At 42.6% G+C, this 13,193-nt stretch carries 27 protein-coding genes; all 27 read left to right on the forward strand.

Going from position 1 to position 13,193, the window contains the following annotated elements; genetic code table 11:
* Positions 1-32 precede the first annotated feature (32 nt).
* The 27 genes from tuf (at position 33) to rpsK (ending at position 13,175) form a co-directional block, all read left to right on the forward strand.
* Positions 33-1,217, forward strand: coding sequence for an elongation factor Tu (tuf, locus tag ACTHTQ_RS07390; protein ID WP_002215366.1), 1,185 nt, complete (start codon positions 33-35; stop codon positions 1,215-1,217).
* Between the two features lie 17 nt (positions 1,218-1,234).
* On the forward strand, positions 1,235-1,546 hold the full coding sequence (gene rpsJ, locus ACTHTQ_RS07395; RefSeq protein WP_002642322.1) for a 30S ribosomal protein S10: 312 nt from the start codon (positions 1,235-1,237) through the stop codon (positions 1,544-1,546).
* 250 nt (positions 1,547-1,796) lie between these two features.
* Positions 1,797-2,441, forward strand: a complete 645-nt coding sequence (gene rplC / locus ACTHTQ_RS07400) for a 50S ribosomal protein L3 (protein WP_308111879.1) — start codon at positions 1,797-1,799, stop codon at positions 2,439-2,441.
* Positions 2,441-3,061 carry a 50S ribosomal protein L4 gene (rplD, locus tag ACTHTQ_RS07405; protein WP_003684798.1) on the forward strand — a complete coding sequence of 207 codons (621 nt, stop codon included), beginning with the start codon at positions 2,441-2,443 and terminating at the stop codon, positions 3,059-3,061. Before rplC ends, rplD begins: the two co-directional genes overlap by 1 nt.
* Complete coding sequence (gene rplW / locus ACTHTQ_RS07410; RefSeq protein ID WP_440363554.1) at positions 3,058-3,372, forward strand: 50S ribosomal protein L23; 315 nt, start codon at positions 3,058-3,060, stop codon at positions 3,370-3,372. The genes rplD and rplW overlap by 4 nt, the downstream gene beginning before the upstream one ends.
* A gap of 5 nt (positions 3,373-3,377) precedes the next feature.
* Positions 3,378-4,211, forward strand: a complete 834-nt coding sequence (gene rplB / locus ACTHTQ_RS07415; RefSeq protein ID WP_003684813.1) for a 50S ribosomal protein L2 — start codon at positions 3,378-3,380, stop codon at positions 4,209-4,211.
* Positions 4,212-4,216: 5 nt separating this feature from the next.
* Entirely contained in the window at positions 4,217-4,495 is a 279-nt protein-coding gene (rpsS, locus tag ACTHTQ_RS07420) for a 30S ribosomal protein S19 (RefSeq protein ID WP_002215422.1), read from the forward strand.
* An 8-nt stretch (positions 4,496-4,503) separates the two neighbouring features.
* The gene (gene rplV, locus ACTHTQ_RS07425) at positions 4,504-4,833 is read left to right on the forward strand and encodes a 50S ribosomal protein L22 (protein WP_049329185.1); all 330 of its coding nucleotides are present in this window, start codon (positions 4,504-4,506) and stop codon (positions 4,831-4,833) included.
* Positions 4,834-4,842: 9 nt separating this feature from the next.
* The gene (rpsC, locus tag ACTHTQ_RS07430; protein ID WP_049329186.1) at positions 4,843-5,535 is read left to right on the forward strand and encodes a 30S ribosomal protein S3; all 693 of its coding nucleotides are present in this window, start codon (positions 4,843-4,845) and stop codon (positions 5,533-5,535) included.
* Positions 5,519-5,935 carry a 50S ribosomal protein L16 gene (gene rplP / locus ACTHTQ_RS07435; protein WP_003684741.1) on the forward strand — a complete coding sequence of 139 codons (417 nt, stop codon included), beginning with the start codon at positions 5,519-5,521 and terminating at the stop codon, positions 5,933-5,935. Before rpsC ends, rplP begins: the two co-directional genes overlap by 17 nt.
* Positions 5,935-6,126, forward strand: a complete 192-nt coding sequence (gene rpmC, locus ACTHTQ_RS07440; protein WP_003684705.1) for a 50S ribosomal protein L29 — start codon at positions 5,935-5,937, stop codon at positions 6,124-6,126. Before rplP ends, rpmC begins: the two co-directional genes overlap by 1 nt.
* Complete coding sequence (rpsQ, locus tag ACTHTQ_RS07445; RefSeq protein WP_003684766.1) at positions 6,126-6,389, forward strand: 30S ribosomal protein S17; 264 nt, start codon at positions 6,126-6,128, stop codon at positions 6,387-6,389. Before rpmC ends, rpsQ begins: the two co-directional genes overlap by 1 nt.
* 227 nt (positions 6,390-6,616) lie before the next feature.
* Positions 6,617-6,985: a 50S ribosomal protein L14 gene (gene rplN / locus ACTHTQ_RS07450; protein ID WP_002215434.1), complete on the forward strand. Its 369-nt coding sequence runs from the start codon at positions 6,617-6,619 to the stop codon at positions 6,983-6,985.
* Between the two features lie 11 nt (positions 6,986-6,996).
* On the forward strand, positions 6,997-7,320 hold the full coding sequence (gene rplX, locus ACTHTQ_RS07455) for a 50S ribosomal protein L24 (RefSeq protein WP_003684754.1): 324 nt from the start codon (positions 6,997-6,999) through the stop codon (positions 7,318-7,320).
* Between the two features lie 9 nt (positions 7,321-7,329).
* Positions 7,330-7,869: a 50S ribosomal protein L5 gene (gene rplE, locus ACTHTQ_RS07460; protein WP_003684750.1), complete on the forward strand. Its 540-nt coding sequence runs from the start codon at positions 7,330-7,332 to the stop codon at positions 7,867-7,869.
* 2 nt (positions 7,870-7,871) lie between these two features.
* Complete coding sequence (gene rpsN, locus ACTHTQ_RS07465) at positions 7,872-8,177, forward strand: 30S ribosomal protein S14 (RefSeq protein WP_003684736.1); 306 nt, start codon at positions 7,872-7,874, stop codon at positions 8,175-8,177.
* 14 nt (positions 8,178-8,191) lie between these two features.
* Entirely contained in the window at positions 8,192-8,584 is a 393-nt protein-coding gene (gene rpsH / locus ACTHTQ_RS07470) for a 30S ribosomal protein S8 (RefSeq protein ID WP_003684738.1), read from the forward strand.
* A gap of 13 nt (positions 8,585-8,597) precedes the next feature.
* Positions 8,598-9,131, forward strand: a complete 534-nt coding sequence (gene rplF / locus ACTHTQ_RS07475) for a 50S ribosomal protein L6 (protein WP_003684811.1) — start codon at positions 8,598-8,600, stop codon at positions 9,129-9,131.
* Between the two features lie 13 nt (positions 9,132-9,144).
* Positions 9,145-9,498, forward strand: a complete 354-nt coding sequence (gene rplR, locus ACTHTQ_RS07480; RefSeq protein WP_003684709.1) for a 50S ribosomal protein L18 — start codon at positions 9,145-9,147, stop codon at positions 9,496-9,498.
* Between the two features lie 17 nt (positions 9,499-9,515).
* Entirely contained in the window at positions 9,516-10,034 is a 519-nt protein-coding gene (gene rpsE, locus ACTHTQ_RS07485) for a 30S ribosomal protein S5 (RefSeq protein ID WP_003684704.1), read from the forward strand.
* Positions 10,027-10,212 (forward strand): 50S ribosomal protein L30, encoded by a 186-nt coding sequence (gene rpmD, locus ACTHTQ_RS07490; RefSeq protein ID WP_003684808.1) that lies wholly within the window; start codon positions 10,027-10,029, stop codon positions 10,210-10,212. Before rpsE ends, rpmD begins: the two co-directional genes overlap by 8 nt.
* 1 nt (position 10,213) lies before the next feature.
* Positions 10,214-10,648, forward strand: a complete 435-nt coding sequence (rplO, locus tag ACTHTQ_RS07495) for a 50S ribosomal protein L15 (protein WP_003684730.1) — start codon at positions 10,214-10,216, stop codon at positions 10,646-10,648.
* Positions 10,649-10,661: 13 nt separating this feature from the next.
* Positions 10,662-11,975: a preprotein translocase subunit SecY gene (gene secY, locus ACTHTQ_RS07500; protein WP_440363555.1), complete on the forward strand. Its 1,314-nt coding sequence runs from the start codon at positions 10,662-10,664 to the stop codon at positions 11,973-11,975.
* A gap of 4 nt (positions 11,976-11,979) precedes the next feature.
* Positions 11,980-12,198 carry a translation initiation factor IF-1 gene (gene infA, locus ACTHTQ_RS07505; protein ID WP_003684714.1) on the forward strand — a complete coding sequence of 73 codons (219 nt, stop codon included), beginning with the start codon at positions 11,980-11,982 and terminating at the stop codon, positions 12,196-12,198.
* 18 nt (positions 12,199-12,216) lie between these two features.
* Entirely contained in the window at positions 12,217-12,330 is a 114-nt protein-coding gene (gene rpmJ, locus ACTHTQ_RS07510; protein ID WP_003697674.1) for a 50S ribosomal protein L36, read from the forward strand.
* Positions 12,331-12,397: 67 nt separating this feature from the next.
* Entirely contained in the window at positions 12,398-12,760 is a 363-nt protein-coding gene (gene rpsM / locus ACTHTQ_RS07515) for a 30S ribosomal protein S13 (RefSeq protein ID WP_003684758.1), read from the forward strand.
* A gap of 19 nt (positions 12,761-12,779) precedes the next feature.
* Positions 12,780-13,175, forward strand: coding sequence for a 30S ribosomal protein S11 (rpsK, locus tag ACTHTQ_RS07520; protein WP_002216249.1), 396 nt, complete (start codon positions 12,780-12,782; stop codon positions 13,173-13,175).
* The last annotated feature ends 18 nt before the right edge of the window (positions 13,176-13,193 follow it).

Genomic DNA, 13,193 nt, shown 5'->3' on the forward strand with positions numbered 1-13,193 from the left:
TTAATCGATCTTTAATGTAAAGGAATTAGCTCATGGCTAAGGAAAAATTTGAACGTAGCAAACCGCACGTAAACGTTGGCACCATCGGTCACGTTGACCATGGTAAAACCACTCTGACTGCTGCTTTGACTACTATTTTGGCTAAAAAATTCGGTGGTGCTGCAAAAGCTTACGATCAAATCGACAACGCTCCCGAAGAAAAAGCCCGTGGTATTACCATTAATACCTCACACGTAGAATACGAAACCGAAACCCGCCACTACGCACACGTAGACTGCCCGGGTCACGCCGACTACGTTAAAAACATGATTACCGGTGCCGCACAAATGGACGGCGCAATCTTGGTATGTTCCGCTGCCGACGGTCCTATGCCGCAAACCCGCGAACACATCCTGTTGGCCCGCCAAGTAGGCGTGCCTTACATCATCGTGTTCATGAACAAATGCGACATGGTTGACGATGCCGAGCTGTTGGAGCTGGTTGAAATGGAAATCCGTGACTTGCTGTCAAGCTACGACTTCCCAGGCGACGACTGCCCGATCGTACAAGGTTCTGCACTGAAAGCCTTGGAAGGCGACGCTGCTTACGAAGAAAAAATCTTCGAATTGGCTGCTGCATTGGACAGCTACATCCCGACTCCTGAGCGTGCTGTGGACAAACCGTTCTTGTTGCCTATCGAAGACGTATTCTCTATCTCCGGCCGTGGTACAGTAGTAACCGGTCGCGTAGAGCGCGGTATCATCCACGTTGGTGACGAGATCGAAATCGTAGGTCTGAAAGAAACCCAAAAAACCACTTGCACCGGCGTTGAAATGTTCCGCAAACTGCTGGACGAAGGTCAAGCAGGTGACAACGTAGGCGTATTGCTGCGTGGTACTAAACGTGAAGACGTAGAGCGTGGTCAAGTATTGGCTAAACCAGGTACCATTACTCCTCACACCAAATTCAAAGCTGAAGTATACGTACTGAGCAAAGAAGAGGGTGGTCGTCATACTCCGTTCTTCGCCAACTACCGTCCACAATTCTACTTCCGTACTACTGACGTAACTGGTGCAGTTACTTTGGAAGAAGGAGTAGAAATGGTAATGCCAGGTGAGAACGTAACCATTACTGTAGAACTGATTGCGCCAATCGCTATGGAAGAAGGTCTGCGCTTTGCGATTCGCGAAGGTGGTCGTACCGTAGGTGCGGGTGTGGTTTCTTCTGTAATCGCTTAATTGAGGGATATTGATAAATGGCAAACCAAAAAATCCGTATCCGCCTGAAAGCTTATGATTACAGTCTGATTGACCGTTCCGCACAAGAAATCGTTGAAACTGCCAAACGTACTGGCGCTGTTGTTAAAGGTCCAATTCCTTTGCCAACTAAAATCGAACGTTTCAACATCTTGCGTTCTCCGCACGTGAACAAAACTTCTCGTGAGCAATTGGAAATCCGTACCCACTTGCGTCTGATGGACATCGTGGATTGGACTGACAAAACTACTGATGCACTGATGAAACTGGATCTTCCAGCAGGTGTAGATGTAGAAATTAAAGTTCAATAAGAACTGAAAAACCGAACAGCTTGGCTGTTCGGTTTTTTATAAAATTCTTAGGCCGTCTGAAAATTTTCAGATATTTGGCAACACTTCATCCAAAAAAATGATGGGTTTAAGAAGTTAAATTGAAATTTTTGTTGATATTTCTTTGATTTGTCAATTATAATGGCGGACTTGGTACATCCGTATCAAGTTTAACTTTGTCTGAAAGGCAGGCCAATCGTAGCCCGCCCCTTTACTTAAAAGGAAAATAATCATGACTTTAGGTCTGGTTGGACGCAAAGTTGGTATGACTCGCGTGTTCGACGAACAGGGTGTTTCTGTTCCGGTAACCGTTTTAGATATGTCTGCCAACCGCGTTACACAAGTGAAATCCAAAGATACTGACGGCTACACTGCTATACAAGTTACCTTTGGTCAGAAAAAAGCTAATCGTGTCAACAAAACTGAAGCCGGTCACTTTGCTAAAGCTGGTGTTGAAGCTGGTCGCGGTTTGGTTGAATTTGCTTTGACTGAAGAAAAACTGGCTGAATTGAAAGCCGGTGATGAAATTACTGTTTCTATGTTTGAAGTTGGTCAATTGGTAGATGTAACCGGTACATCTAAAGGTAAAGGTTTCTCTGGTACGATCAAACGTCATAACTTCGGTGCTCAACGTACTTCCCACGGTAACTCCCGTTCTCACCGTGTTCCTGGTTCTATCGGTATGGCACAAGACCCTGGTCGCGTGTTCCCTGGTAAACGTATGGCAGGTCAATACGGTAACACTAAAGCAACTGTTCAAAAATTGGAAGTTGTACGTGTTGATGCTGAACGCCAACTCTTGTTGGTTAAAGGTGCTGTTCCTGGTTCGGTTAACAGCGACGTCGTGGTTCGTCCTAGCGTGAAAGTGGGTGCGTAATGGAATTGAAAGTAATTGACGCTAAAGGACAAGTATCTGGCAGCTTGGCTGTTTCTGATGCTTTGTTTGCTCGTGAATACAATGAAGCTCTGGTTCACCAACTGGTTACTGCTTACTTAGCAAATGCCCGTTCTGGTAATCGTGCTCAAAAAACTCGTGCCGAAGTAAACCACTCTACTAAAAAACCATGGCGCCAAAAAGGTACCGGCCGTGCTCGTTCCGGTATGACTTCTTCTCCGCTGTGGCGTAAAGGTGGTCGTGCATTCCCAAACAAACCTGATGAAAACTTCACTCAAAAAGTGAACCGTAAAATGTACCGTGCCGGTATGGCGACTATTTTGTCCCAATTGGCTCGTGATGAACGTTTGTTTGCAATCGAAGCATTGACTGCTGAAACTCCTAAAACTAAAGTTTTTGCTGAACAAGTGAAAAATTTGGGTTTGGAGCAAGTTCTGTTTGTAACTAAACAGCTCGACGAGAATGTTTACTTGGCTTCACGCAACTTGCCTAACGTATTGGTTTTGGAAGCTCAACAAGTTGATCCTTACAGCTTGCTGCGTTACAAAAAAGTCGTTATCACTAAAGATGCAGTTGCACAATTAGAGGAGCAATGGGTATGAATCAACAACGTTTGACTCAAGTAATCTTGGAACCTATCGTTTCTGAAAAAAGCAACGTATTGGCTGAAAAACGTAACCAAATGACGTTTAAAGTTTTGGCAAATGCAACTAAACCTGAAATTAAAGCGGCTGTTGAGCTGCTGTTCGGCGTTCAAGTTGCAGACGTTACTACTGTTACCATTAAAGGTAAAGTTAAACGTTTTGGTCGCACTTTAGGTCGTCGCAGCGATGTTAAAAAGGCTTATGTAAGCTTGGCTGCCGGTCAAGAGTTGGATTTGGAAGCCGCTGCTGCAGCTGCAGATAAGGAATAAACAAAATGGCAATCGTTAAAATGAAGCCGACCTCTGCAGGCCGTCGCGGCATGGTTCGCGTGGTAACAGAAGGTTTGCACAAAGGTGCACCTTATGCACCTCTGCTGGAAAAGAAAAATTCTACTGCCGGTCGTAACAACAATGGTCATATCACTACCCGTCATAAAGGTGGTGGTCATAAACATCATTACCGCGTCGTAGATTTTAAACGTAACAAAGACGGTATCCCTGCAAAAGTAGAGCGTATCGAATATGACCCTAACCGTACTGCATTTATCGCACTGTTGTGCTATGCAGATGGTGAGCGTCGCTACATTATTGCTCCTCGTGGTATTCAAGCCGGTGCAGTATTGGTTTCCGGTGCTGAAGCTGCGATCAAAGTAGGTAACACTCTGCCGATCCGCAATATTCCTGTTGGTACAACTATTCACTGTATCGAAATGAAACCAGGTAAAGGTGCACAAATTGCACGTTCTGCTGGTGCTTCTGCGGTATTGCTTGCAAAAGAAGGTGCTTACGCACAGGTTCGTTTGCGTTCTGGCGAAGTACGCAAAATTAGCGTAAATTGCCGTGCAACTATCGGTGAAGTTGGTAACGAAGAACAAAGCCTGAAAAAAATCGGTAAAGCTGGTGCTAACCGCTGGCGTGGTATTCGTCCGACCGTTCGTGGTGTTGTAATGAACCCTGTTGATCACCCACATGGTGGTGGTGAAGGCCGTACTGGTGAGGCTCGCGAACCGGTTAGCCCATGGGGTACTCCTGCTAAGGGCTACCGCACTCGTAATAACAAACGCACGGATAACATGATTGTTCGTCGTCGTTACTCAAATAAAGGTTAATTAGTATGGCTCGTTCATTAAAAAAAGGCCCATATGTAGACCTGCATTTGCTGAAAAAAGTAGATGCTGCTCGTGCAAGCAACGACAAACGCCCAATTAAAACTTGGTCACGTCGTTCTACCATTTTGCCTGATTTCATCGGTCTGACTATCGCTGTTCACAACGGTCGCACTCACGTGCCTGTGTTCATCAGCGATAACATGGTTGGTCATAAATTAGGTGAGTTCTCATTGACCCGTACCTTTAAAGGCCACTTGGCTGATAAAAAGGCTAAAAAGAAATAAGGTGAATCATGAGAGTAAGTGCACAACATAAAAACGCCCGTATTTCAGCTCAAAAAGTTCGTTTGGTAGCTGATTTGATTCGTGGTAAAGACGTTGCCCAAGCTTTGAATATCTTGGCATTCAGCCCTAAAAAAGGTGCTGAGCTGATTAAAAAAGTATTGGAATCAGCAATCGCCAATGCCGAGCACAACAATGGTGCCGACATTGACGAACTGAAAGTGGTAACTATCTTTGTTGACAAAGGCCCAAGCTTGAAACGTTTCCAAGCTCGTGCCAAAGGTCGCGGTAACCGCATCGAGAAACAAACTTGTCATATTAACGTGACAGTGGGCAACTAAGGAAAAGCTATGGGACAAAAGATTAACCCTACAGGCTTTCGCCTGGCGGTAACTAAAGACTGGGCTTCAAAATGGTTTGCTAAAAGCACCGACTTTTCTACTGTTTTGAAACAAGATATTGATGTTCGTAACTACTTGCGTAAAAAACTGGCTAATGCTTCAGTTGGTCGCGTAGTGATTGAACGTCCTGCTAAATCTGCACGTATTACCATTCACTCTGCTCGTCCAGGTGTGGTTATTGGTAAAAAAGGCGAGGATATCGAAATCTTGAAACGTGACTTGCAAGCTCTGATGGGTGTGCCTGTTCATGTAAATATTGAAGAGATTCGTCGTCCTGAATTGGATGCTCAAATCATTGCTGATGGTATTGCCCAGCAGCTTGAAAAACGTGTTCAATTCCGTCGCGCTATGAAACGTGCAATGCAAAATGCAATGCGTTCTGGTGCTAAAGGCATCAAGATCATGACTTCAGGCCGCCTGAATGGTGCTGATATTGCTCGTAGCGAATGGTACCGTGAAGGTCGTGTACCTTTGCATACTTTGCGTGCGAACGTAGATTATGCAACTAGCGAAGCACACACTACTTATGGTGTACTGGGTCTGAAAGTTTGGGTTTATACAGAAGGTAATATTAAATCTTCTAAATCTGAGCATGAGAAGAAACAAAGAAAGGCAGGTGGACGTAATGCTGCAGCCAACTAGACTGAAATATCGCAAGCAACAAAAAGGCCGTAACACCGGTATTGCTACTCGCGGTAACAAAGTAAGTTTCGGTGAGTTCGGTTTGAAAGCCGTAGGCCGTGGTCGTTTGACTGCCCGCCAAATCGAAGCTGCTCGTCGTACTATGACTCGTCATATTAAACGTGGCGGTCGTATTTGGATTCGTGTATTCCCTGATAAACCAATTACTGAGAAACCTATCCAAGTTCGTATGGGTGGCGGTAAAGGTAATGTGGAATATTACATTGCTGAAGTTAAACCAGGCAAGGTATTGTACGAAATGGACGGTGTTCCTGAGTCTTTGGCTCGTGAAGCATTTGAATTGGCCGCTGCCAAATTGCCTATTCCTACAACCTTTGTAGTAAGACAGGTGGGTCAATAATGAAAGCAAATGAATTGAAAGACAAATCTATTGAGCAATTAAACTCTGATTTGTTGGACTTGTTGAAAGCTCAGTTTGGCTTACGCATGCAAAATGCAACCGGTCAGTTGGGTAAATCTAGCGAGTTGAAACGTGTACGCCGCGATATTGCTCGTATTAAAACCATTTTAACTGAAAAAGGTGCTAAGTAATGAGCGAAGCTAAAAATGTTCGTACTTTGCAAGGCAAAGTGGTAAGCGACAAAATGGACAAAACTGTTACAGTATTGGTTGAGCGTAAAGTTAAACACCCTCTGTACGGTAAAATTATTCGTTTATCAACTAAAATCCATGCTCATGATGAAAACAATCAATATGGCATTGGTGACGTAGTGGTAATCGAGGAATCTCGTCCTTTGTCAAAAACCAAGTCTTGGGTTGTAAAAGAATTGGTTGAGAAAGCGCGTACTGTTTGATTTAAAACACAGTAATGTAGCTTAATAAGAAACGAAGTCTTGCAGCAAAGTTAATTTGCGTGTAAACTTCGTTTCTTATCTTCCAGCTTCTTATGGAAGTTTCTCTCCCTTCGGGATCCAAGACTGGTTTACTAGAACCGTGAAGGTTTCATTTAATAAGCAGCTTAAAGTAAGGTGCGAGTTATATGAAAGTGGTAAATTAAGTTGGTTAATTTAAAGGTACTAATATGATTCAAATGCAGACCATCTTAGATGTGGCTGATAACTCTGGTGCGCGTCGCGTAATGTGCATCAAAGTATTGGGCGGATCTAAGCGTCGCTACGCTTCTGTTGGCGACATTATTAAAGTTGCAGTTAAGGATGCAGCCCCACGTGGTCGTGTCAAAAAAGGTGATGTATACAATGCGGTAGTTGTTCGTACTGCTAAGGGTGTACGTCGTCCTGATGGTGCGTTAATTAAATTCGATAACAATGCTGCTGTGTTGTTGAATAATAAACTTGAACCTCTGGGTACCCGTATTTTTGGTCCGGTAACCCGTGAATTGCGTACTGAGCGATTTATGAAAATCGTTTCATTGGCGCCTGAAGTATTATAAGGAATAGCGCGATGAATAAGATCATTAAAGGCGATCAGGTTGTAGTGATTACTGGTAAAGATAAAGGTAAGCAAGGTCAAGTAGTTCGAGTGTTGGGTGATAAAGTTGTTGTTGAGGGTGTTAATGTTGTGAAACGCCATCAAAAACCTAATCCAATGCGTGGTATTGAGGGTGGTATTATTACTAAAGAAATGCCTTTGGATATTTCTAATATTGCAATCCTGAATCCGGAAACTAATAAAGCAGACCGTGTTGGTATTAAGCTGATTGAAAATGAAGGCAAAGTTAAACGCGTTCGTTTCTTCAAATCAAATGGCTCTATCATTGGAGCATAAGGAGATAACATGGCTCGTTTGAGAGAGTTTTATAAAGATACAGTTGTTCCTGAATTAGTTAAACAATTTGGTTACAAATCAGTAATGGAAGTTCCACGTATTGAAAAAATCACCTTGAATATGGGTGTGGGTGAAGCTGTTGCTGATAAAAAAGTTATGGAGCATGCTGTTTCTGATTTAGAGAAAATTGCTGGTCAAAAACCAGTTGTTACTGTTGCTCGTAAATCTATCGCAGGTTTTAAAATCCGTGATAACTATCCAGTTGGTTGCAAAGTAACATTGCGTCGTGATCAAATGTTTGAATTCTTGGATCGTTTGATTACTATTGCGTTGCCTCGCGTACGTGACTTCCGTGGTGTAAGCGGTAAATCATTTGATGGTCGTGGCAATTACAATATGGGCGTTCGTGAGCAAATTATTTTCCCGGAAATTGAATACGATAAAATCGATGCTTTGCGTGGTTTGAACATTACTATTACAACTACTGCAAAAACTGATGAAGAAGCGAAAGCTTTGTTGTCACTGTTCAAGTTTCCGTTTAAAGGATAATCATGGCTAAGAAAGCACTTATTAATCGTGAGCTGAAACGTCAAGCATTGGCGAAAAAGTTTGCAGCTAAACGTGAGGCAATTTTCGCTGTTATTAATGATGCTAATGCGACTGAAGAAGAACGTTTTGAAGCACGTTTGAAATTTCAATCCATTCCTCGTAATGCAGCACCTGTACGTCAACGTCGTCGTTGTGCTTTAACAGGTCGTCCTCGTGGCACTTTCCGTAAATTTGGTTTGGGCCGTATTAAAATCCGTGAAATCGCTATGCGTGGCGAGATCCCTGGTGTTGTTAAAGCTAGCTGGTAATAGGAGTATAAATAATGAGTATGCATGATCCTATTTCCGATATGTTGACTCGTATTCGCAATGCGCAACGTGCTAATAAAGCAGCAGTTGCCATGCCTTCCTCAAAACTGAAATGTGCAATTGCAAAAGTTCTGAAAGAAGAAGGTTATATCGAGGATTTTGCGGTTTCTGCTGATGCAAAACCGGTATTGGAAATTCAATTAAAATACTATGCAGGTCGTCCTGTGATTGAGCAAATTAAACGTGTTTCACGTCCAGGTTTGCGTATTTACAAAGCATCAAGTGAGATCCCTAGCGTAATGAATGGCTTGGGTGTCGCTATTGTTAGTACTTCTAAAGGTGTAATGACTGATCGCAAAGCCCGTTCTGAGGGTGTTGGTGGTGAGTTGTTGTGCATCGTAGCCTAGTGGAGAAAAGTAAATGTCACGCGTCGCAAAAAACCCAGTGACTGTTCCTGCTGGTGTAGAAGTAAAATTCGGAACAGATACATTGGTTATCAAAGGTAAAAACGGCGAATTGTCTTTTCCTTTGCATTCCGATGTTGCTATTGAACTGAACGATGGTAAATTGACTTTTGCTGCAAAAAATGACAGTAAACAGGCTAATGCTATGTCTGGTACTGCTCGTGCATTGGTTAATAACATGGTTAAGGGTGTTTCTGAAGGTTTTGAGAAAAAACTTCAATTGATTGGTGTGGGTTATCGTGCCCAAGCTCAAGGCAAAGTTTTGAACTTGTCTTTGGGTTTCTCTCATCCAATCGTATATGAAATGCCTGAAGGTGTTTCTGTTCAAACTCCTAGCCAAACAGAAATCGTTTTGACTGGTGCAGATAAACAAGTGGTTGGCCAAGTCGCTGCTGAAATTCGCGCATTCCGTTCTCCTGAGCCTTATAAAGGTAAAGGTGTTCGTTATGTGGGTGAAGTAGTAGTGATGAAAGAAGCCAAGAAAAAATAATTGAGGTTCACTAATGGATAAACATACAACCCGACTCCGTCGTGCACGCAAAACCCGTGCGCGTATTGCGGACTTGAAAATGGTAAGATTATGTGTGTTCCGCAGCAATAATCATATTTATGCTCAAGTAATTAGTGCTGAAGGTGATAAAGTATTGGCTCAAGCCTCTACATTGGAAGCTGAAGTACGTAGTAGCCTGAAATCAGGTAGTAACGTTGAAGCAGCAGCTGTAGTTGGTAAGCGTATTGCTGAAAAAGCTAAAGCAGCGGGTGTTGAAAAAGTTGCTTTTGACCGTTCAGGTTTCCAATATCACGGTCGTGTGAAAGCTTTGGCTGAAGCTGCACGTGAAAATGGTTTAAGCTTCTAATATTTGGAGACTTTCAGATGGCAAAACATGAAATTGAAGAACGCGGTGACGGCCTGATTGAAAAGATGGTCGCAGTTAATCGCGTGACTAAAGTAGTTAAAGGTGGTCGTATCATGGCTTTCTCCGCACTGACTGTTGTTGGTGATGGTGATGGTCGCATCGGTATGGGCAAAGGCAAATCAAAAGAAGTACCAGTTGCTGTTCAAAAAGCAATGGATCAAGCTCGACGCTCTATGATTAAAGTACCTTTGAAAAACGGTACTATTCATCATGAGGTTATTGGTCGTCATGGTGCTACTAAGGTATTTATGCAACCTGCTAAAGAAGGTAGCGGTGTAAAAGCTGGTGGTCCAATGCGTTTAGTATTTGATGCTATGGGTATTCATAACATTTCAGCTAAAGTACATGGTTCTACTAATCCTTACAATATTGTACGCGCTACATTAGACGGTTTGTCTAAACTGTATACCCCTGCTGATATTGCTGCTAAACGTGGCTTGACAGTAGAAGATATTTTGGGAGCTAACCATGACTGAGCAAAAAAAGATTAAAGTTACATTGGTTAAGAGCCTGATCGGTACAATTGAATCTCATCGTGCATGTGCTCGTGGTTTAGGTTTGCGCCGCCGTGAACATACTGTAGAGGTTTTGGATACCCCTGAAAACCGTGGCATGATCAATAAAATCAGCTACTTGTTGAAAGTGGAGTCTTAATATGTTTTTGAATACTATTCAACCTGCTGAGGGTGCTACTCGCGCCAGTCGTCGTGTAGGCCGTGGTATTGGTAGCGGCTTGGGTAAGACAGGTGGTCGTGGTCATAAAGGTCAAAAAAGCCGTTCTGGTGGCTTCCACAAGGTAGGTTTTGAAGGCGGTCAAATGCCTTTGCAACGCCGTCTGCCGAAACGTGGTTTCAAATCTTTGACTGCTGCCGCAAATGCTGAAGTTCGTTTGAGTGAATTAAATCTGATTGCTGTGAACGAGATTGATGTCTTGGTTCTTAAACAAGCTGGTCTGATTCCTGCAACTGTTTCTAATGTAAAAGTTATTGCTTCTGGTGAAATCTCAAAAGCAGTTACCTTGAAAGGTGTAAAAGCTACTAAAGGTGCTAAAGCTGCTATTGAAGCTGCCGGTGGTAAAGTAGAAGAATAAGGCTTGCACTACAGTGGCTAATCAACAATCTTTATCAGGATTATCCAAATTTGGTGATCTGAAAAAACGTCTGGCGTTCCTTTTAGGTGCTTTAGTCGTTTTCCGTATTGGTGCTCATATACCGGTACCGGGCGTAGATGCTGTTGCATTAGCTAAGTTATACGAAGGCGCTGCAAACGGCATATTCGGAATGTTAAATATGTTCTCGGGTGGTTCGTTGGAGCGCTTTAGTATATTTGCAATTGGTATCATGCCTTATATTTCGGCATCGATTATTGTTCAGCTTGCTTCTGAGATTGTTCCTTCTTTAAAAGCTTTGAAGAAGGAAGGTGAGGCTGGTAGAAAAATAATTACGAAGTATACTAGGTATGGGACGGTATTATTGGCTGTATTGCAAAGCTTTGGTGTTGCAACATTTGTTTATCAACAAGGTGTTGTTGTAACAACTTCGCTTGAGTTTCATATTTCTACAGTAGTCTGTTTGGTTACAGGTACTATGTTTCTGATGTGGTTAGGGGAGCAAATTACCGAGCGTGGTATTGGTAATGGTATTTCTTTAATCATTACAGCAGGCATTGTATCGGGTATCCCATCCGGTATTGTTCGGTTGTTAACTTTGACTGAACAAGGTTCCATGAGTATGTTGATGGCAGTATCAATTGTGATTGGTATTTTGCTGTTGATCTATGCTGTAGTTTATTTTGAGAGTGCTCAGCGTAAAGTTCCTGTGCATTATGCTAAAAGACAGTTTGGCTCTGGAATGATGCCGGGACAAAGCATTCATATGCCGTTCAAGCTAAATATGGCAGGTGTTATTCCTCCTATTTTTGCTTCCAGTATCATTTTATTTCCATCTACCCTTTTAGGTTGGTTTGGTTCAAATAGTACAAATTCTGTTCTTCATAAGGTTGCTGCGATGCTGCAACACGGACAGCCTTTGTATATTGTATTATTTGCCACAACTATCATCTTCTTCTGCTATTTCTATACTGCTTTAGTATTTAGCCCTAAAGAGATGGCTGAAAATTTGAAGAAGAGTGGTGCATTTGTGCCGGGTATTCGCCCAGGTGAGCAAACCTCTAGATATTTGGAAAAAGTTGTACTGAGACTGACATTATTTGGTGCTTTGTATATTACTACAATCTGTCTGATACCTGAATTTTTAACGACGGCATTGAAAGTTCCTTTCTATTTAGGTGGAACATCTCTGCTCATTTTGGTTGTCGTTACAATGGATTTTAGGACGCAAATCAATTCATATCGAATGAGTAGTCAGTATGAAGACTTGATGAGTCGTCCAGATATGAAATCTTTGTCACGTAAGTAGGCTTATGGCTAAAGAAGATACCATACAGATGCAGGGCGAAATCCTTGAGACTTTGCCCAATGCAACATTTAAAGTAAAACTGGAAAATGATCATGTAGTACTTGGTCATATATCTGGCAAAATGCGGATGCACTATATCCGTATTTCTCCAGGTGATAAGGTAACAGTTGAATTGACTCCTTATGATTTAACCCGTGCTCGGATTGTTTTCCGAGCAAGATAAACGATAAAAGGAAATAAAATGCGTGTACAACCTTCTGTAAAGAAAATTTGTCGCAATTGCAAGATTATTCGTCGTAATCGTGTAGTTCGCGTAATTTGTACTGACCCACGTCACAAACAACGTCAAGGTTAAGAAGCTAGTTTTCTTAACTATTGATTTTGTGGTATAGTGACATACTTTACCCTAAAAAGGAAAAAATATGGCTCGTATTGCAGGGGTAAATATCCCTAATAATGCCCATATCGTAATTGGCCTTCAGGCTATTTATGGTATTGGTGCGACTCGTGCTAAATTGATTTGTGAGGCAGCAAATATTGCTCCTAGTACTAAAGCAAAAGATTTGGACGAGGCTCAATTAGACGCTTTGCGTGAGCAAGTTGCTAAATATGAAGTTGAAGGCGATTTGCGTCGTGAAGTAACGATGAGCATTAAACGACTGATGGATATGGGTTGCTATCGCGGCTTCCGTCATCGTCGTGGCTTGCCTTGTCGTGGTCAACGCACTCGCACAAATGCTCGTACCCGTAAAGGTCCGCGCAAAGCGATTGCCGGTAAGAAATAAATTTTAAGGAATTTGATTAATGGCTAAAGCAAACACAGCTTCGCGTGTACGTAAAAAAGTACGTAAAACCGTAAGCGAAGGTATTGTGCACGTTCATGCATCTTTCAACAATACCATCATTACAATCACTGACCGTCAAGGCAATGCATTGTCTTGGGCTACCTCTGGCGGCGCTGGTTTTAAAGGTTCTCGTAAAAGTACACCATTTGCAGCACAAGTTGCAGCAGAAGCAGCTGGTAAAGTTGCCCAAGAGTATGGCGTTAAAAATTTAGAAGTTCGCATTAAAGGCCCTGGCCCTGGTCGCGAATCTTCTGTACGTGCTTTAAACGCTCTTGGTTTCAAGATTACCAGCATTACTGACGTTACCCCGTTGCCTCATAACGGTTGCCGTCCGCCTAAAAAACGTCGTATTTAATATTGGAGTGATTTAAAA

This window comes from Neisseria sp. P0020.S003 (assembly GCF_051957095.1).
Taxonomy (GTDB): domain Bacteria; phylum Pseudomonadota; class Gammaproteobacteria; order Burkholderiales; family Neisseriaceae; genus Neisseria; species Neisseria subflava.